Source organism: Paenibacillus sp. FSL R10-2782 (assembly GCF_038592985.1).
In the GTDB taxonomy this organism is placed as follows: domain Bacteria; phylum Bacillota; class Bacilli; order Paenibacillales; family Paenibacillaceae; genus Paenibacillus; species Paenibacillus terrae_C.
The window spans coordinates 3,206,673-3,224,687 of the sequence record NZ_CP151951.1 but is presented as its reverse complement, the minus strand read 5'-3'; the positions used below and the strand labels follow the sequence as shown (position 1 = coordinate 3,224,687).

The following is an 18,015-nucleotide window of genomic DNA, read 5'->3' as shown; positions in this document are numbered from 1 at the left end:
CAAGGAAAGTGAAGGGGGCAAGAGATATGGAGCATACACCGGATCAAGAACATCAGGAGGACGGAGTCATCGGGAATGAAGGTCATACTGCTGGCAAGGAAGAGATGAGCCCGTGGAAAAAAAGGCAGGCACAGGAGTCAGCAGATTTTAAGCATAAAAAAGAGAGTGAGCGTTCTGATAACGTAGAGGAATCCGTTCTTTATTGGCAGGCTAAGGATGATATATCGCCAAGAATGAAGGAAAATCAGGAAACACTCAAAACAGTAATCGGTCTGGGAGAGACCTTTGATGTCGTATTCAGGGAGATGACACTAGGCGGGCGTCATATCGGCTATCTGTTTCTGAATACCTTTGCCAAGGACCTGGTCATGGTTGAAGTGCTAAAGCGGCTCACCTATCTGACACCGGATGATTTGTCTACGGACGGACTGCAATCGTATTTTGAAAATTATATTCCGCATATTCAGGTGGAAAAGACGGACAAAATGTCAGTTGTCATCAATAAGGTGCTGACAGGCTATAGCGCCTTTTTTATGGAAGGTGAGCGCTTTTCGATCATTTTGGACACCCGTAATTACCCGGTACGCAATCCCGAAGAGCCGTCACTGGAGCGCGTCGTACGCGGTGCCCGTGACGGCTTTACAGAGACGATGCTGACAAATGTGGGTCTGGTTCGCCGCCGTTTGCGGGACCCCGGCCTTAAATTTGAGGCGATGCAGGTTGGGCGTCGCACCCGGACAGACGTATGCTTGGGCTACATTGATGATATCGTGGATAAAGTGATGGTGGATACCGTACGCGACAAAATTAAAAACGTCGATCTGGACGGCATCCCGCTGGCGGATAAGCAATTAGAGGAGACGATAATTAATAAAGGTTGGAATCCATATCCATTAGTACGGTATTCGGAGCGACCAGATGTCGTGGCTTCGCATATTATGGAAGGGCGAGTCGTTATTTTCGTCGATACCTCACCCAGCGTGATGATCTTGCCTACCACCTTTTTTGACCTTTGTCAGCATGCAGAAGAGAATCGGCAAACGGCTTTTATGGGGAGCTATTTGCGCTGGGTTCGCTTTATAGGAATTTTTGCCTCGATGTTTTTGCTTCCGATGTGGCTGCTTATGGTCATCAATCCCGAGCTAAAACCGGCGTTTCTCGATTTTATCGGTCCTCAAAAGGAAGCCCATCTACCGTTAATTGCCCAGTTCATCATTGTGGAGCTAGGGGTCGATCTAATGCGCATGGCGGCTGTCCATACACCGACACCACTGGCTTCCGCGATGGGCTTGATCGCCGCCATTTTGGTCGGGGATATTGCGGTCAAAACGGGACTTTTCGTCAACGAAGTTGTGCTGTATATGGCTGTGGCTGCTATCGGGATGTTTGCAACGCCGAGCTATGAATTGGGATTGGCGAATCGGCTCATCCGGCTGTTTTTGCTGATCGCTGTGGCTATTTTCCACGTTCCGGGTTTTATTGTAGGCACGACACTGATCATTTTGATGCTGACGCTGCATCGGTCATATAACTCTTCCTACCTGTGGCCGTTCATTCCTTTTAATGCCAAGGCGATGGCTTCCATCTTGTTCCGTATGCCTGTGCTGAATGCGCCTAACCGTCCATCATCTAACAAAACGCGGGACAATACGCGTATGCCGAACACGGATGCAAGCACGGATTCGAACTCTGGCAACAGGCAAGAACATTAATATAAATGATCTGCATAAAAATCCATTCTTCTTGATGCTTTTTTTGCTATACTGGTGTTAACATTCGATGGAATATGACTTGTTTGTTCCAGAAAGAGAGGCGCCAGAACATGTATTTGCATGGAAGCAGTAAAATTAACAGCAATGGACATTTGGAGATTGGCGGATGTGATACAACGTTTTTGAAGGAGCGTTTTGGAACACCGCTATATATTGTAGATGAACAGTTAGTACGCCAGCGTTGCCGGGAGTTTATAGAAGCTTTTCGTGAAACCGGCTTGAAGTTTCAAGTCGCTTATGCAAGCAAAGCATTTTGCGTAATGGCGATGTGTGCTTTGGCTGCAGAAGAAGGGATGTCGCTCGACGTCGTTTCCAGTGGAGAACTGTTCACCGCGATGCAAGCTGGATTTCCGGCAGAGCGAATCCATTTTCACGGCAACAACAAAACACCGGAAGAAATTGAAATGGCGCTAGATGCGCAAATTGGTTGCTTCGTGGTCGACAGCGAGATGGAACTGCATTTGCTTCAGGCCCTTGCCTCCGAGCGGAAACAGCAGGTAAATATTTTATTGCGGGTTACACCGGGGGTTGAAGCGCATACGCACGAATATATGGCCACAGGGCAAGAGGATTCAAAGTTCGGTTTTGACATTGCGAACGGTACAGCACGCCATGCGGTGGAGCAGGTTATCAGGCTGGATCATCTGAACTTACTGGGGGTACATTCCCATATCGGATCGCAAATTTTTGAAGTGAACGGCTTCCAAATGGCTGCCGAACGGGTTGCCGCTTTTTGCAGAGAAATCAAGGAACAGCTTCAGTTTTCTTTCAAGGTTATTAATCTAGGTGGGGGATTTGGCATTCGTTACACAGAAGAGGATACACCACTGAAAATTTCCACTTATGTGCAGGCTATCGGCGAAGCGGTAAAAACTCATTTTTCCGGGCTTTATGATGAGCTTCCAGAAATCTGGATTGAGCCGGGACGCAGTATTGTGGGCGATTCAGGCACAACCTTATACACGGTAGGAAGTATCAAGGATATTCCGCAGGTACGGAAATACGTCTCGGTGGACGGTGGAATGACGGATAATCCGCGTCCAGCGCTATATCAGGCGAGGTATGAAGCCATGCTGGCTAACCGAGCGTACGATGCGAACGAGGAGACGGTATCCATTGCGGGCAAATGCTGTGAAAGCGGCGATATGCTCATTTGGGATGTGGAGCTGCCGCGTCCGACCAACGGGGATTTGCTCGCTGTTGCTTCAACCGGAGCCTACAATTATTCTATGGCGAGTAATTATAACCGGATACGCCGACCAGCGGTTGTATTTGTAAACAATGGTGAGGCCGAGCTGGTGGTGCGCCGGGAAAGCTATGAGGATATCGTTCGGAATGATGTCGTGCCACAGCGCCTGGTTCGTGACCAAGCCGGTTCATCGGTTCATCCCAATGCCAAGATAACGGTTTCTTCCTGATTTTGATAAGCGTGACGAAGTAGACCATTTAGCCGGAAGTGATATACCGGGGATAATGGTCTCTTTTTTGGACAAGGCTTTGCTAAGAGCGGCAATTCATAGTAAACTGGAACTTGATGCTATTTAGCTTTCAAAACAGGTTGAAAAGGAGCTACAAACAATGAAAAAAGGTAGAATAGATCTTGAAAATGGCGGTATCGTCGAAATTGATTTTTTTCCAGAAGAAGCGCCAAACACGGTTGCTAACTTTGAAAAGCTGGCAAACAGCGGCTACTACAACGGCTTGAGCTTTCACCGTGTAATTCCAGGCTTTGTTGCCCAAGGTGGTTGTCCTAATGGAACAGGCACAGGCGGCCCTGGCTACACAATCGACTGCGAAACAGCTACGAACACAACGAAGCATGCCAAGGGCGTTCTGTCCATGGCGCATGCAGGCCGTAACACAGGCGGAAGCCAGTTCTTTATCTGTTACGCTCCACAGCCGCATTTGGATGGAGTACATACTGTATTTGGTCAAGTGACCAAAGGTATGGAATTCATTGATGCTGTAAAACAAGGCGACAAAATGAAAGAGGTTAAAGTATTTGACGCGTAATATACCGTTAAATGCATGATCTTTTTGTATAACGTTACACCTAAGCCGTTCTGTCTTTGGACAGAGCGGCTTTTTGTTGTCTTTTGTTTGACGGTTTGCTGATTTTCGCGTACATGCGGGTCTTGAAGTGAATAAAATCACATTCGAAAAGTAAGTGTTGTGATAGCCTTTTCATTAGAATGCATTTTCCATTTTTAGTTATGAGTTTTACAGCACAGTAATGGTTGCAAAAGAAGGGGGCTTATCACTTTGTCTATATTAACACGCACAAATCGACTTGGATTTTTTGAAATCCGGCTGGAATCCATTGGTGGACTCGGCGCTAATCTGGCTGGAAAAATGCTGGCCGAAACGGGCGTGCTTGGTCTGGGGCTAAATGCTTCCAATTTCGCGTCCTACGGTTCGGAAAAAAAGGGAACCCCGGTCAAAAGCTTTGTACGCTTTTGTGATCCCGGGGTCGATATCCGTGATCACAGTCCGATCGAGCAACCGCATGTGGTAGGTATTTTTCATGAAACATTGTACAAAACGGTCAATGTCATCAGTGGGCTTCCAGCGGATGGGATCGTTGTGGTCAATTCCACGCGTCCGGCAGAGGAAATACGGGCTGATTTGGGGCTAGTATCCGGTACGCTGGCGGTAGTGGATGCGATGGGAATCGCACTGGAGGAGCGGACCAAGCTGAACACGTCCATGTTGGGTGCGCTGTTCCGTGTCTGTGATTTTTTAGATCCGGAGGCGATGAGATCGGTCATTCGCAGTACGTTTGAGAAGAAAAATCCACAACTGGTGGAGCCTAATTTGCGTACGTTTAACCGGGGCTTTGAGGAAATGGAACTGCACGTATATCCAGTTACAAACGCTGCCCAGGATCACATTTTTGAACGGCCGCAGCCTTTGCTGGGCTATGAAACACAACCCTCGGGAGGTATTATAGCCACGCAGGGAAACAGCATGACGAGAGATGTCAGCGGTTCACGTCAGGGCTTTGTGCCTGAATATGAAGCTGATAAATGTACACATTGTGCCAAGTGTGATTCGATTTGCCCGGATTACTGTTTTGTATGGGAAGAGCAGGCGGACAAACGGGGAAGAATGCTGCCATTTTTGCAAGGGATTGATTACCAGTATTGCAAAGGATGCTTGAAATGCGTAGATATTTGCCCGTCGGGGGCATTAAGCTCGCGTCGTGAGCAATGGGGATGGGCGGAGCAGCATCGGGTTGCCCATCAATTTCCGGTATATGAAGGAGGCCGTGTGTAATGGCGAAACTGGAGGAGGAGCTCAAGCAGACAGGCGCCGCACAGGTGACAACGTTCGAATCCGGCAATGAAATGGCGGCTACGGCGGCTGCGCAGATCAATTATCATATGATGGGATATTTTCCGATCACACCCTCGACCGAGGTGGCGCAATATCTGGATCAGATGAGAACGAGAGGTCAGCATGACATTAAGCTGGTTGCAGCAGACGGTGAGCATGGATCGGCAGGGATATGCTATGGTGCTGCCGCAGCGGGAGCGAGGGTTGTGAATGCAACAAGTTCGCAAGGCTTCCTGTATATGCTGGAGCAGTTGCCTGTGCAGTCAGGCACTCGTTTTCCTATGGTTATGAATCTGGTGACCCGGGCTATCAGTGGCCCGCTGGATATCCGTGGGGATCACTCAGACTTGTATTATGGTTTGAATACAGGCTGGGTGATTTTGACCGCAAGTACGCCGCAGGCTGTGTATGATATGAACATCATGGCGCTGAAAATCGCAGAGCACAGCGATGTTAGACTGCCTGTGATGGTCGCTTATGACGGTTTTTACACGTCCCATCAGAAGCGTAAGGTGCAATATTTTGCTGATGCCGAAACTGTGCGTGGTTTTGTGGGGCCAAATCCGAATCTGAATTATCCGAATATTTCCGATTTTGACCATCCGGTTACTGTCGGGGCGCATATGAATGGCGATGACCTGACGAATAATCATGCTCAGTTATCCGAGGCGTTAAAGCGGTCAGAAGGAGTATATGAGCAGGTAGCCGCAGAATATGCCGCATTATCCGGGCGGGAATATCCGATTTTGGATCTCTATCATATGGAGGATGCCGAGGTTGCAATATTCCTGTTGAATTCAGCGGCTGAATCGGCCAAGGATGTAGCCGATCAGCTCCGCGCGCGTGGCATTAAGGCTGGTGTGATTCGTCCGAATATCATTCGACCGCTTCCGGCCGCGCAGCTGCGTGAGACATTGCGCCATGTCAAGGCGCTGCTGGTGGGTGAACGTGCGGATTCGTACGGCGCCGATGGCGGTAATTTGACGCACGAAATCAAGGCGGCCTTGCAGGAGGACCCGCTGAACCGGACGCTTGTATTGTGCCGCATCTTTGGCTTGGGCGGCAAGGATTTTTATGCGGAAGACGCTGAGGCGTTCTTCCAGCTTGCGATTGAGGCGGCGGAAGCCGGACGGATCGTGAAGCCATTTGATTATTACGGGCTTAATCCAGGGTCCCCGGACAAGGTCATGCCGCAGGTTATGCAGCCGCCACGGGGGGATGCATACCGTACCGGTCTGATTCAGGTGACGCCGGATGAGGCGACCGGCAAGCTCAAGGTCAAGGTACCGCCGCTGCGCTCGCTGACGACCAAACCACGCCGTCTCACACCGGGTCATGGGGCGTGTCCGGGCTGTGGAGCGTTGTCTGCGCTGGAGCTGTTTTTCAAAGGCATCGAAGGCGATATCGTCGTGCTGTTCCAAACAGGCTGCGTATACGTGGTGACGACAGGTTATCCGTATACATCACACAAGCAGCCTATGATTCATAATCTTTTTCAAAATGGGGCTGCTACACTCTCTGGAGCGCTGGAGGCTTATATGGAGATGAAGCGCCGCAATGAGATTGAGATGGCAGATGACCCGACCTTTATAATGATCAGTGGTGACGGCGGGATGGATATTGGCATGGGGTCGGCTATCGGGGCTGCACTGCGTAATCATAAGCTGATCATGCTGGAATATGATAATGAGGGCTACATGAATACAGGCTCGCAGCAATCGTACTCGACTCCGGTAGGTCACATGACAAGCACATCAGGCGTAGGGAAAATGCAAAAAGGCAAGCAGGGTCACCACAAGGATACGGTGCAAATTATGGCTGCCTGCAATATTCCATATGCCTTCACGGCAGCGGAAAGCCATCCGCAGGATATGCTGCGTAAAGCGGCCAAGGCACAATGGTATGCCAATAACGTGGGAACGGCCTATGGTAAAATCCTGTGCGCCTGTCCACTGAACTGGAAATCCGAGGATAGACTGGGTACCAGCATTGTGGGTGCAGCTGTGGAGTCTTGCTTTTTCCCGCTGTACGAGATTGAGCAAGGCAGTACGACGATTACGTACAATCCGGAGGACAAGGGAAAACGGATTCCAGCCGCAGAATGGCTCAAATTAATGGGCAAAACAAAACATCTTCTCAAGGAGGAAGCCACGCTGGCTACCTTTGAGCAGGAGATTGAACGCCGCTGGAGTATCCTGAAAAAGAAACATGAAATTTCGGAGCTATAATCCAATTTTTTTGCATAATAAAATTTGAACATTGTTATAAGATATTGCGGCACCGGTACGATCAAGATTCTTTGCGCTTGTTGCGCGAAGAATCTTTTTTGTCGTTTATGGGATGAAGCATAAAAAATCAGGTAATGATTTCCGATATAGGAGTGAAGGCCTACGTGAAACATATTGAATTAGAGCTTTCTCTGAATTTTAAGATGCAATGAGGTGCAGGTATGATTAAGCTGAATACAGTTGAAATAATCGAAATTATAAAGAAGCAAATACCCAAGGTCATGAATATCACGCCAGTGGAACTGAAATTTACGTATGACTTTGGACGGACATCGCTGGCAGCGACGGATCACAAATTCACGCTGACGAACCAGCATTATTCCGCCAAGGTGATGGATTGTGTGCTGGAGACGCAGGTGCGTCCGATATTAATGTGTGAAATTATTTATTTTCTAAAATGTGAGTTTATTGACGGGCATGTTGAGGTACGGTTGGATTATGACGCATGCTCTGAAGGAGGTCACGGACCCACGGCTTCAGCGGTTATTACCTTTGACCATGCTACACAGCTCGGCCTGGAAGAACTGGCTGATCTGATTGATCTGGCGCTTCATATGAATGATAAAACCTGGTTTGAGGAGCTTTCCAGCCAATATGTTAAAACAAAAGCAGGAGCTTCTATCCGATAACTTGCTTTTTTTAGAAGTCGGTGCTAATATACGTAACAAGTTTAATGCTAATTCAATTAAATAAGAGCAAGATCCTTCGGGGCGGGGCGCAATTCCCCACCGGCGGTGATGACGTGTCTGTACATAGCTTCTGCGATGAACAGCGCGGCTTAGTCCGTGACCCGGATGCTGAACGATCAGCAGACGGTGGACCTGGTGCAATTCCGGGACCGACAGTATAGTCTGGATGGGAGAAGGATACGAAGCGCATGTGCATGACGTGACATGTGCCGATTTTTAGCATACGTAATGGTACGTACGGCTTATTTCGTTGCAGATAGCATACGGAAGATTGCTTGTTCTTCAAGCTTTTTTCGGAGATGCTTCTGAGCGTATTTGGTCGTATGCACATTCATGCTTTCTATTGGCAAGCTTGTTATTCATGTGGTCTCAGGATGTATATGGACTGCGCTTGCATACTGCAAATTCGACTCTCATCACCCCCATGACGGATATGATCCGGACTGGGGGTTTTTTGCGCTTACCCTGATGAATCAGGAATAAACTGAACTTTAGATGGAAAGGAGTGAAGGCATGTTTACCGGATTGGTCGAGGAGGTGGGACGGATTCAGCAGATTTCCAGAAGCGGAGAAGCGATGGTGCTGGGCATTACAGGTGCTGTGGTATTGGGCGATTTGAAAATAGGAGACAGTGTTTCCGTGAATGGTGTTTGTCTGACCGCAACACAGGTGGGTACTAAGAATTTTAAGGTAGACGTGATGCCGCAAACCTTTCGCAGCAGTAATTTGAAGGAGCTGAAATCCGGTAGCCAGGTCAATTTGGAACGGGCTATGGTGGCGAACGGCAGGTTCGGAGGGCATATCGTACAAGGACATGTGGATGGAACGGGCACGATTCGTCGGGTGACCTCAGACCAGAATGCGGTTGTGTATGAAGTCGCTCCTACTGATCAGGCAATATTCAAATATATTCTTCTCAAAGGCTCGATTACTCTCGACGGTATCAGCCTTACGGTTGCCCAGCGCACGGGAGATACCTTTGCCGTATCTATCATCCCCCATACTTTATCCGAGACGGCCTTGCAGGCCAAACGTGAGGGAGACTCCGTCAATATTGAATGCGACATCTTAGGCAAATATGTGGAGCAGCTTTTGAACTACGGAAAATTAGCAGTGACGGAGGGAACAGAGAAAGCTCCTATGAGTCTGGATTATTTGGCGAAGCACGGCTTTGCCTGATGCCATAAGAAATAAGGAGGAAAGCGTAATGGAAAGCGGGAGTAGAGAGAGCCATTCAAACATAGTGGCTGACGTCGTGGAGTATGGTGTGTTGGAGCAGGAAATGGAAATTCGTCTGGATTCCATTGAAGAAGCGCTGGAGGAACTAAAGAACGGTAAAGTCGTGATCGTGGTGGATGATGAGCAACGGGAAAACGAAGGCGATTTTATCGCTCTGGCTGAAAAGGCGTCCCCCGAGGTCATTAATTTCATGATTACCGAAGGCCGCGGGTTGGTCTGTGTGCCGATTACAGGGCAAAGAGCCGAGGCACTGGAATTGCAGCCGATGGTGGAGCAAAATACAGATTTCCACGGCACAGCCTTTACCGTGTCGGTGGATCACAGAGAAACGACAACGGGGATTTCAGCAGCCGAGCGTTCATTGACCGTGCGTGCGCTGACCGACGAAACAGCCACAGGAAGTGATTTCCGCAAGCCAGGTCACATGTTTCCGCTGATCGCCCACGATGGGGGTGTTTTGCAGCGTGCGGGTCATACCGAGGCGGCTGTTGATCTGGCCCGGCTCTGCGGCTCCAAACCCGCCGGGGTCATTTGCGAAATTATAAAGGAAGATGGGTCCATGGCTCGGGTACCTGATTTGGCAGTGATCGCCAAGCGTCATCATTTGAAGCTGATCAGTATTCAGGATTTGATTGATTATCGTCGTCGTATGTCATTGTAAGTACAGTTTTGCAACTCATTATTTTAAAAAAGAGAGGTTGATTCATATGGCACGTTTTCTGGAAGGTAATCTCGTATCGGATGGTTTGAAGTATGGTATTGTAGTGGGCCGGTTTAATGAGTTTATTACGAGTAAGCTGTTAAGTGGTGCAATCGACGCACTTCAGCGGCATGGAGCGGGGGAAGATGAGATTGATGTGGCCTGGGTGCCAGGCGCTTTTGAAATTTCACTAATTGCTCAAAAAATGGCTGCAAGCGGTAAATACGATGCTGTTATTACGCTGGGTACGGTGATTCGTGGTTCTACCTCGCATTATGATATCGTCTGCAATGAAGTGGCCAAGGGTGTGGCGGCAAGCAGTCTGAAAACAGGTGTGCCTGTTATTTTCGGTGTAGTGACGACGGAAAACATAGAGCAGGCTATTGAGCGTGCAGGTACGAAGGCTGGTAATAAAGGCTGGGATTCAGCGCTGGCTGCGATTGAGATGGCGAATCTGGGCAAGCAGTTTTAATTTTGTGAACATCTGAATGGAACGGCATAACTATAGCCGGAAAATGGGATTGGATTGTTAAGCAAGGCGATGACGTATATACTACAGAAAGAGGGATTGATAAAGTCGAGCATAAGTGCTAACGGGGAAAGGTATTGTTGAATGATGATTGGAGTAAGGCAGGGGGAAGCATATTGACAGTCGTAAATTACAAGCTAGAAACATTCGAGGGTCCGCTGGATCTGCTGTTGCATCTGATTGATAAGGCCGAGATCGATATTCAGGATATCCCTATTAGTGATATTACCGATCAGTATATGGCTTTTTTGCACAGTATGCAGGAGCTGGAACTGGACATTACGAGCGAGTTTCTGGTAATGGCGGCGACGCTCTTATCCATTAAGAGTAAATTGCTGCTTCCCAAGCCACCTGTAATGGAATATGACGATTTGGATTTTTATGAAGAAGAGGATTATGATCCACGGGATGAACTGGTTCGCAAGCTGGTGGAGTATCGTAAATATAAAGGGATTGCCCGCCATCTGAGCGAACGTGAATGGGAACGAAGTCTGATCTATGGCAAGGAACCGGAGGATCTGAGCGCATTCCTGCCCACCGAACCTGCCAATCCCGTGCACGGGCTGCATGCAAGCGATTTGGTCGCGGCTTTTCAGCGTGCACTGAGAAAAGCTGAACGACGTACGACGGTAACCCGTATTCACCGAGATGAGATTTCGGTCAAGGACCGTATTCGGCAGGTTATCGGGGCGTTGGAGCTGGTGGGAACGGGGGGACGGCTTTTATTCTCCAAGCTGATGCATGAGGATATGTATAGGCATGAAGTGGTAGTCACCTTTTTGGCTATCCTCGAACTGATGAAAATGAAACAGATTTTCTGCTATCAGGAGAAACTTTTCGATGATATTGTAATGGAGTGGAGAGGGGATTTACGGGTTAATGGATTATCTGAAGCTGAAATCAATTATTGAGGGACTGCTGTTTCTCGCGGGAGAGGAAGGGTTGTCCGCCAAGCAGATCGCCGACATTGTAGAGCAGCAGCAAGAGCTGGTTGAAAAGGGTCTGGAGGATATGAAGCAGGACATGGAGCAGGGAGGAAGAGGTCTGCAAATTGTCCGTATCGCCGGTCACTATCAGTTGGCAACCTTATCCGAACATGCACCTTATTTTGAAAATCTCGCCTACTCTCCGGCACGTGCCTCGCTGTCGCAAGCAGCTTTGGAGACACTTGCCATTGTGGCCTATCGCCAGCCCATTACAAGAATTGAAATCGAAGATATTCGCGGTGTCAAATCTGAGCGGGCCATACATACTCTGGTCAACAAGGAGCTTATTGAGGAAAAAGGTCGGGCTGAGGCTATAGGACGGCCGATTTTGTATGGTACGACGAAGTCATTTCTGGATTATTTTGGTTTGGGTTCTTTGGCGGATTTGCCGCAGCCTGAGTTGTTTGAGGACTCGGAACATTTGGAGGAAGAGACACAATTGTTGTTCGAACGTTTGGAGAGCAGTCAGCCGGATATGAATAATACGGAATCTTGATGCCTGACAGAAGCCTTTTATACGGGTTCCTCTTCATTGTTACAGGTTCGAAATTTAGTAAACAGCCAGTCCCCGCGTAATGGGAGCTGGCTGTTTAGCATTTCAGGATGCATGTTTTCCGGGCGAAGGGCCATACTATTTTTGCCATGGTATATCCATGGAGAAAAAAGGCAGGGAGGACTCGCCAGTGTGGAAATGGATCGGTATCGCCATCATCGTCGTTTTGTTACTTGTGCTGGCTGTTCTGCTCTCCCGTATCCGATTGAAGCTGGATATTGCCAAGCATGATACTGATGACCGGGCGCATCTGGAGATCAGATTTCTGTACGGGTGGATTAAAATAAATTATGACATTCCGGCTATTCTGCTGGCTGGTTTGCAAAAAGGGCTTCTCTATCGACTCGATCGCAACAAAAACATACATAAAACCGACGCCACCATTGACAGCGGCACCATCGATAAAGAGAAAATTAAGCGATTTATACACGACGTTCGGATACTGCTGAAAGGAACGAGGTCCTTCCAACGATGGATACGTCATACACTAGCCCATGTGACAATGTCGAAAATGGAATGGTCCACCAATATCAGTCTTGCTGACGCTGCTTATACAGCTACCTCTACCGGGATACTGTGGGGGCTGAAAACGTCACTGATCGGTTTTGCCTCCAGCTTTGTGCGCATGAACTGCACACCTAAGCTGTTTGTCGTGCCTTATTGGGTGGATCGCCTACGTTTTACTACCACTTTGACCTGTGAGGCAAGTATTTCACTGGGTTATGTCGTTTATTCGATGCTCATGCTGGCTTACCGCATATGGCGCGTACCAGGTGGTGCAGAGGCGTGGAAACGGGTATTCTCCAAGCAACCAATAAAGCATGAGGAATAATGAGCCATACATATTTCCTTGAACCCTGCGCACAATAGCGTAAGAAAAGGCAGTCTACGCTTGAACAAAGCAGAGGAGGAATAATCATGTCAGATCACCCGATTCAAGGGCTCATGCAAACCGCCATGGAGAACATCAAAGCCATGGTGGACGTGAATACGATTGTGGGGGACGCGGTGGAAACACCCGATGGTTCCGTTATTTTGCCGATTAGTAAGGTGGGATTTGGCTTCGCAGCCGGGGGCAGCGATTTTAATGTAGATGAAGAGGCGCTTCATACATCCTCGTCGTCAGGTGCTCACAGCGGCAAGGAAGGACATCCTTTTGGTGGCGGTAGCGGTGGCGGGGTATCCATTCATCCAATCGCTTTTTTGGTTGTTGGCAAACAAGGTGCACAAATCGTTCCGCTGGATAATCAGACTCATCTGATTGAAAAATTGATCGACTCTACACCATACCTGATTGATAAAGTCCAATCTATCTTCCGGAATGCCGACGTGGATATGCATACTCCGCCTCCACAGGTCCCGGTAGATGTTAACACAGATCACAATCACACTGGCCCAGCTTCTTTGTAACGGCATGGAGTAGGATTTTTAGCACAGGAGGGTGTTCCAAAGTCAGCTATTGGCTAAGGAACACCCTCTTTTTTTACATACACCTAACCAAAGTACTTTTATGCACGGATATACTGTCTTCCACCAATGCTCGCATGTATACGGGGAGGGTGCTCTTGTGAAGGGCTCAGCGCAAGTTCTTCTTCCCGGTTTCCTTCAGGGGCAAACTGCGACAGATAGGCAAAATCGGGGTAGATCACTTCATTTGTCAAATAAGCAGAAGTGGTGGCCCCCGGTCGTCGATGACGATTGAGGGAGTCAATGATGCCTTCGGCTGTGCGAATGCCGATGCCGTGACCATAAAACGAGTCTTCCCTTAGCTTGACAACATTTTCTCCTTTCCACTCCGGCGTTTCGGGTGATACATCAGGATTATTGAAATACAGAATATCGCCAGGAACAGCCTTGTGACTCCCTTGCTCCTGTATGAGTCTGAGATCACTGTCATAGTGCCAATCATACAGCAGCATATCGGCAAAAATCCGATTAAATTCACTTTCCAGAATGGAATCCAGCACTCCTTTGTAGAGCACAATGACCATAGCTGTCGCACACTCAAAGGCATATTTATGTCCATTCTCAAAAATATCCCTGATCCCCTGCGCCGGAGTGACACCTGCTTTAATCTGAAATCCGCCTTTTTCTGTAAAATTCCAAAATTGCTCGTTACAGCGTGCGGTATCAAAGGTGGCAAAGGATACACCGCTTTGATTCAAGGCTTCCGCTGCCTCGACAATTCGGCTTCTTAAGGTCGTTTCAAACTGTTGCCGCTGCATGTGGGTACCTCCATTCATTCATCAAGTTTAGTAACTATTATATATATGTCATCTAGAGTGCAAGTTGCCTGGTTTCCTTCAAAAAGTAAGCGGAAGAAAGGGACGGTACACCATTATCTCTGGAGGGATTTTCTGCTATAAAGGTGGACATACTTTGAACAGCTTGGACATAGAATGGTACAAGACTTGTTCAAAACCGGAGGAATCCAAATGTTTAAAAGAAAGCCAACAATCCAAACGGGCCACAGTCAGCTTTTGCCCAAGACACGTGCATTTGTGTTGCCGCTGGCAGTGCTGCTCGTCCTGACATTCCCGCTCACATTACTGGATCCGCAGCCTGTTCGGGGGGCAGTAAAGAAGGAGGAAGTTCCACCTGTTTTTACAACACATGCGCAGGCTGCCTCTCTTATAGATGTCACTTCAGGAAGAATCATATATTCCGCCGAGGGTGACCGAGAGCTGCGAATTGCCAGTTTGACCAAAATCATGACCGCGATCGTAGCCATCGAACATGGACGCTTGCAGGATCCGGTAAAGGTGAGTCCGACGGCTTTTGCCAAAGAGGGTTCCTCGCTTTTTCTACAAAAGGGTGAACAAATGACACTGGAAAATATGCTGTACGGCTTGATGCTCCGTTCCGGTAACGATGCGGCTTCCGCCATTGCTGAGCATGTGGGAGGGACGGAGGAGGGATTTGTTCATTTGATGAATGAGAAGGCGGTTGAGCTTGGACTAAGCCATTCCCACTTTGCTAATCCGCATGGACTGGATGCCGAGGGTCACTATTCCTCTGCCAATGATATGGCCCGGCTTACCGCTTATGCGCTGCATAATCCGACCTTTGCCCGCATTGTGAAGACGGAGTTAAAAAAAGCGCCTAATCCGAATGAATCATGGGATTATTCATGGCATAACAAGAACAAGATGCTGAGGCTCTATGAGGGAGCTGATGGTGTAAAAACGGGTTTTACGAAAAAAGCGTTTCGCTGTCTGGTCAGCTCAGCTACACGGGGCGGTCGCCAGCTTGCCGCTGTTACCTTAAATGATGGAGACGATTGGAACGACCATGCCCGCATGCTCGACTACGGATTCCAATATTATCCACTTATTCCGATTACGGACAAGCAACAACCGATTGACGGTTATCCGCTCTTGACTGGCACAAGCTTCGCTTATCCTTTGCATGATGGGGAGAAGGCGCAACTGCGCAAAAGACTAGTCCTGTATAAAAAGTCCCACTCTAACAGAACTGACGTATCCTTCGGCTTACGCGGACGTGTTGAGTTTCTGCTGTACGGCAAGCTTATTGGCTCCGTACCTGTGTATGATAAAGGTAGCAAGCTACCCAATCCAAACACAGTACAACCACAACAGGAAATGCCGACTCCACAAGCTTCCGCAAGCGGCGGCAATCAAGAGCGCACCTGGGCGAGCGGATGGAGCGCAGTTTTAAGAAATCTGTTTGGAGCATAGGGGTTAGTTTACATTCATTGGTGAAAGGGAGGGACCGGCCTTGATTCATCTCATATGGGTAGCCCTGATTTGTATTGGATTTGTGTTTGCCGCCGCGCAAGGGAATATTGAAGTGGTGACCAAGGCGGCATTTGATGGGGCGGCTACGGGCGTCACGGTATGCTTTGGACTAATTAGTGTGCTTGTGTTCTGGATGGGTATGATGAAGCTGGCGGAAGATGGCGGGCTTTTACAGAAAATATCCAAACTGCTCGCCCCGCTAGTAGCTTTTCTGTTTCCTGATGTTCCGCGTAATCATCCGGCTATGGGGTATATCTTGTCTAATATGAGCGCTAATCTGCTCGGCTTGGGCAATGCAGCAACTCCGATGGGCATTAAGGCGATGCAAGAGCTGCAATCTCTGAATCCCGACAAGCAGACCGCTACACCCGCTATGTGTACGCTGCTCGCTTTGAACACGGCCAGCATTACGCTTATTCCTACCACGCTGATCGCGATCCGGCTCAATTATCATTCCGCCAATCCGACGGAAATTGTCGGGACGACGCTGGTGGCGACTGCGATAGCCACCTTTGCCGCAATTGCTGCGGATCGCTGGTACCGTAGTCGGGAGCTGCGTCGGCCTCCAGCCAGTCCGCCATCGACATCAACATTTCCGCCACAAAAGACACAGGGACCACAGACTACGCCAGTATCTGCGTCCTCTCCCGCTACGCCGCCCGTTTCACGATCAGGAATGACGGCTGCCAAGGGAAGGAACATCACCTGGAAAGGATGAGGGCGGCATGCTCTATTTCATTAACCTCGTATCGACTTGGGCCATTCCTGCTATTCTTGCCTTTATTCCTTTATATGCCTATGCCAAAAAGGTACCCGTCTACGATTCCTTTGTCGATGGAGCCAAAGATGGCTTCTCCACGGCCATCAGCATTATTCCTCATCTCGTGGGCATGATGGTGGCTATCAGCATTTTTCGAGCGTCCGGCGCTCTGGATTACTTGATATCCTGGGTAACGCCATGGATCAAAAGCTGGGGCGTACCCGGCGAGGTACTGCCATTAGGACTGCTACGCCCGTTGACGGGCACCGGCTCGCTTGCCTTTACGACGGATCTGATCCGCACGTATGGCCCGGATTCCATGATCGGTCGTATTGCCTCCACGATTCAGGGCAGCACAGACACGACACTCTATGTGCTGACTGTATACTTTGGCGCGGTAGGTATCCGGAATGGACGTTATGCCTTGAAAGTGGGACTGTTTTCAGACGTAGTTGGTTTTGTGGCGGCGATTGCGATTTGCCTGCTTGTCTTTTGATTCCTGCATAGATTTGTGAACGGGGCTTGTGATTTTGTTCATGGATGGGTATCATTAGCATGAGGTGAATTAGCGAACATGGAAAGATTGCAGAAAATACTGGCCCAGGCTGGTGTAGCTTCCCGACGTAAATGTGAGGAGCTTATTCAGGCGGGCAGCGTGGAAGTGAACGGGGTTACCGTAACAGAGCTGGGAACGAAGGCAGACCCTGATCAGGATATAATTACGGTAAAGGGTAGACCGATCAAAACCGAGAAAAAAATCTATTTAATGATGAACAAGCCTAAAGGCGTGATTACGAGTGCTTCCGATCCGGAAGGCCGTAAAGTCGTGTCCGACTATCTGAAAGGCGTTAAAGAACGCGTATATCCGGTAGGTCGTCTTGATTACGATACGGAGGGGCTGTTGTTGCTCACCAATGACGGCGAGTTCGCCAATTTGCTTACCCATCCGAAGCATCATGTGCCCAAGACGTATGTAGCGACAGTCAAAGGCGTTCCGCACGGAACCGAGCTGGACAAGCTGAAAAAAGGGATCGTGCTGGAGGATGGTATTACCGCACCCGCTGAGGTAGAATACAAGGATGTGGACCCAAACGGCAAGGAGTCTGTAATCCAGATTACCATTTATGAAGGCAGAAACCGTCAGGTCAGACGGATGTTTGAGGCCATTTCCCATCCGGTCATCAAGCTTAAGCGGATTGCCTTCGGCGATCTTTTGCTGCAAAATCTGAAGCGCGGGCTGACAAGATCTCTCACCAAGGACGAAATTAACCGTCTCATTCAACTTGCCAAGTCAGACAACACGAAAAAGAAACGGACAGGACGGGGGTCATAACCCCGGCCTTTTTGGTGTAAAGAGAGCTGAATGAACAGAGCAAGGTTTGACCGGGCACGGGAAAATAGTAAA

Annotated in this window: 18 protein-coding genes and 1 riboswitch; of the genes, 17 read left to right on the top strand and 1 reads right to left on the bottom strand. The window is 48.8% G+C overall.

Annotated features, from left to right (window positions below; genetic code table 11):
- The first annotated feature begins 26 nt into the window (after window positions 1-26).
- The 13 genes from NST83_RS14505 (at window position 27) to ytfJ (ending at window position 13,502) form a co-directional block, all read left to right on the top strand.
- On the top strand, window positions 27-1,712 hold the full coding sequence (locus NST83_RS14505) for a spore germination protein (RefSeq protein WP_342414716.1): 1,686 nt from the start codon (window positions 27-29) through the stop codon (window positions 1,710-1,712).
- A gap of 110 nt (window positions 1,713-1,822) precedes the next feature.
- Entirely contained in the window at window positions 1,823-3,190 is a 1,368-nt protein-coding gene (lysA, locus tag NST83_RS14500) for a diaminopimelate decarboxylase (protein ID WP_342414715.1), read from the top strand.
- A 160-nt stretch (window positions 3,191-3,350) separates the two neighbouring features.
- On the top strand, window positions 3,351-3,785 hold the full coding sequence (locus NST83_RS14495; RefSeq protein ID WP_014282150.1) for a peptidylprolyl isomerase: 435 nt from the start codon (window positions 3,351-3,353) through the stop codon (window positions 3,783-3,785).
- 249 nt (window positions 3,786-4,034) lie between these two features.
- Complete coding sequence (locus NST83_RS14490) at window positions 4,035-5,048, top strand: 2-oxoacid:acceptor oxidoreductase family protein (protein ID WP_342414714.1); 1,014 nt, start codon at window positions 4,035-4,037, stop codon at window positions 5,046-5,048.
- Window positions 5,048-7,336: a thiamine pyrophosphate-dependent enzyme gene (locus NST83_RS14485; protein ID WP_342414713.1), complete on the top strand. Its 2,289-nt coding sequence runs from the start codon at window positions 5,048-5,050 to the stop codon at window positions 7,334-7,336. Before NST83_RS14490 ends, NST83_RS14485 begins: the two co-directional genes overlap by 1 nt.
- 221 nt (window positions 7,337-7,557) lie before the next feature.
- Complete coding sequence (locus NST83_RS14480; protein WP_137063504.1) at window positions 7,558-8,025, top strand: IDEAL domain-containing protein; 468 nt, start codon at window positions 7,558-7,560, stop codon at window positions 8,023-8,025.
- A 68-nt stretch (window positions 8,026-8,093) separates the two neighbouring features.
- Window positions 8,094-8,267: riboswitch (FMN riboswitch) on the top strand.
- A 331-nt stretch (window positions 8,268-8,598) separates the two neighbouring features.
- Window positions 8,599-9,264 carry a riboflavin synthase gene (ribE, locus tag NST83_RS14475; RefSeq protein ID WP_342414712.1) on the top strand — a complete coding sequence of 222 codons (666 nt, stop codon included), beginning with the start codon at window positions 8,599-8,601 and terminating at the stop codon, window positions 9,262-9,264.
- 28 nt (window positions 9,265-9,292) lie between these two features.
- Window positions 9,293-9,985 (top strand): 3,4-dihydroxy-2-butanone-4-phosphate synthase, encoded by a 693-nt coding sequence (gene ribB / locus NST83_RS14470; RefSeq protein WP_342414711.1) that lies wholly within the window; start codon window positions 9,293-9,295, stop codon window positions 9,983-9,985.
- 46 nt (window positions 9,986-10,031) lie between these two features.
- Window positions 10,032-10,496, top strand: coding sequence for a 6,7-dimethyl-8-ribityllumazine synthase (ribE, locus tag NST83_RS14465; RefSeq protein ID WP_342414710.1), 465 nt, complete (start codon window positions 10,032-10,034; stop codon window positions 10,494-10,496).
- A gap of 173 nt (window positions 10,497-10,669) precedes the next feature.
- Window positions 10,670-11,464: a segregation/condensation protein A gene (locus NST83_RS14460; RefSeq protein WP_137063500.1), complete on the top strand. Its 795-nt coding sequence runs from the start codon at window positions 10,670-10,672 to the stop codon at window positions 11,462-11,464.
- Window positions 11,433-12,035 (top strand): SMC-Scp complex subunit ScpB, encoded by a 603-nt coding sequence (gene scpB, locus NST83_RS14455; RefSeq protein ID WP_342414709.1) that lies wholly within the window; start codon window positions 11,433-11,435, stop codon window positions 12,033-12,035. Before NST83_RS14460 ends, scpB begins: the two co-directional genes overlap by 32 nt.
- 187 nt (window positions 12,036-12,222) lie before the next feature.
- Entirely contained in the window at window positions 12,223-12,924 is a 702-nt protein-coding gene (locus tag NST83_RS14450) for a DUF2953 domain-containing protein (protein WP_137063498.1), read from the top strand.
- Between the two features lie 86 nt (window positions 12,925-13,010).
- Entirely contained in the window at window positions 13,011-13,502 is a 492-nt protein-coding gene (gene ytfJ / locus NST83_RS14445; RefSeq protein ID WP_137063497.1) for a GerW family sporulation protein, read from the top strand.
- Window positions 13,503-13,600: 98 nt separating this feature from the next.
- Here the strand turns inward: ytfJ and NST83_RS14440 are convergent, their stop codons facing one another.
- Window positions 13,601-14,317, bottom strand: coding sequence for a protein-glutamine gamma-glutamyltransferase (locus NST83_RS14440; protein WP_342414708.1), 717 nt, complete (start codon window positions 14,315-14,317; stop codon window positions 13,601-13,603).
- 210 nt (window positions 14,318-14,527) lie between these two features.
- Here NST83_RS14440 and NST83_RS14435 point away from each other — a divergent pair, with 210 nt between their 5' ends.
- The 4 genes from NST83_RS14435 to NST83_RS14420 all read left to right on the top strand — a co-directional run bounded on the left by NST83_RS14435 (window position 14,528) and on the right by NST83_RS14420 (window position 17,943).
- Window positions 14,528-15,790, top strand: coding sequence for a D-alanyl-D-alanine carboxypeptidase family protein (locus NST83_RS14435; RefSeq protein WP_342414707.1), 1,263 nt, complete (start codon window positions 14,528-14,530; stop codon window positions 15,788-15,790).
- A 40-nt stretch (window positions 15,791-15,830) separates the two neighbouring features.
- On the top strand, window positions 15,831-16,568 hold the full coding sequence (locus NST83_RS14430; RefSeq protein ID WP_342414706.1) for a nucleoside recognition domain-containing protein: 738 nt from the start codon (window positions 15,831-15,833) through the stop codon (window positions 16,566-16,568).
- Between the two features lie 7 nt (window positions 16,569-16,575).
- On the top strand, window positions 16,576-17,106 hold the full coding sequence (locus NST83_RS14425; protein WP_342414705.1) for a spore maturation protein: 531 nt from the start codon (window positions 16,576-16,578) through the stop codon (window positions 17,104-17,106).
- Between the two features lie 78 nt (window positions 17,107-17,184).
- Complete coding sequence (locus NST83_RS14420) at window positions 17,185-17,943, top strand: pseudouridine synthase (RefSeq protein WP_137063492.1); 759 nt, start codon at window positions 17,185-17,187, stop codon at window positions 17,941-17,943.
- The last annotated feature ends 72 nt before the right edge of the window (window positions 17,944-18,015 follow it).

Excerpts from the sequence above, each read along its gene's own strand:
- NST83_RS14495 (WP_014282150.1), top strand. The coding sequence starts at position 3,351 with ATGAAAAAAGGTAGAATAGATCTTGAAAATGGCGGTATCGTCGAAATT.
- NST83_RS14435 (WP_342414707.1), top strand. The coding sequence starts at position 14,528 with ATGTTTAAAAGAAAGCCAACAATCCAAACGGGCCACAGTCAGCTTTTG.
- ytfJ (WP_137063497.1), top strand. The coding sequence starts at position 13,011 with ATGTCAGATCACCCGATTCAAGGGCTCATGCAAACCGCCATGGAGAAC.
- NST83_RS14480 (WP_137063504.1), top strand. The coding sequence starts at position 7,558 with ATGATTAAGCTGAATACAGTTGAAATAATCGAAATTATAAAGAAGCAA.
- lysA (WP_342414715.1), top strand. The coding sequence starts at position 1,823 with ATGTATTTGCATGGAAGCAGTAAAATTAACAGCAATGGACATTTGGAG.
- ribE (WP_342414710.1), top strand. The coding sequence starts at position 10,032 with ATGGCACGTTTTCTGGAAGGTAATCTCGTATCGGATGGTTTGAAGTAT.
- NST83_RS14485 (WP_342414713.1), top strand. The coding sequence starts at position 5,048 with ATGGCGAAACTGGAGGAGGAGCTCAAGCAGACAGGCGCCGCACAGGTG.
- NST83_RS14420 (WP_137063492.1), top strand. The coding sequence starts at position 17,185 with ATGGAAAGATTGCAGAAAATACTGGCCCAGGCTGGTGTAGCTTCCCGA.
- NST83_RS14440 (WP_342414708.1), bottom strand. The coding sequence starts at position 14,317 with ATGCAGCGGCAACAGTTTGAAACGACCTTAAGAAGCCGAATTGTCGAG.
- ribE (WP_342414712.1), top strand. The coding sequence starts at position 8,599 with ATGTTTACCGGATTGGTCGAGGAGGTGGGACGGATTCAGCAGATTTCC.
- NST83_RS14425 (WP_342414705.1), top strand. The coding sequence starts at position 16,576 with ATGCTCTATTTCATTAACCTCGTATCGACTTGGGCCATTCCTGCTATT.
- ribB (WP_342414711.1), top strand. The coding sequence starts at position 9,293 with ATGGAAAGCGGGAGTAGAGAGAGCCATTCAAACATAGTGGCTGACGTC.
- NST83_RS14505 (WP_342414716.1), top strand. The coding sequence starts at position 27 with ATGGAGCATACACCGGATCAAGAACATCAGGAGGACGGAGTCATCGGG.
- scpB (WP_342414709.1), top strand. The coding sequence starts at position 11,433 with ATGGATTATCTGAAGCTGAAATCAATTATTGAGGGACTGCTGTTTCTC.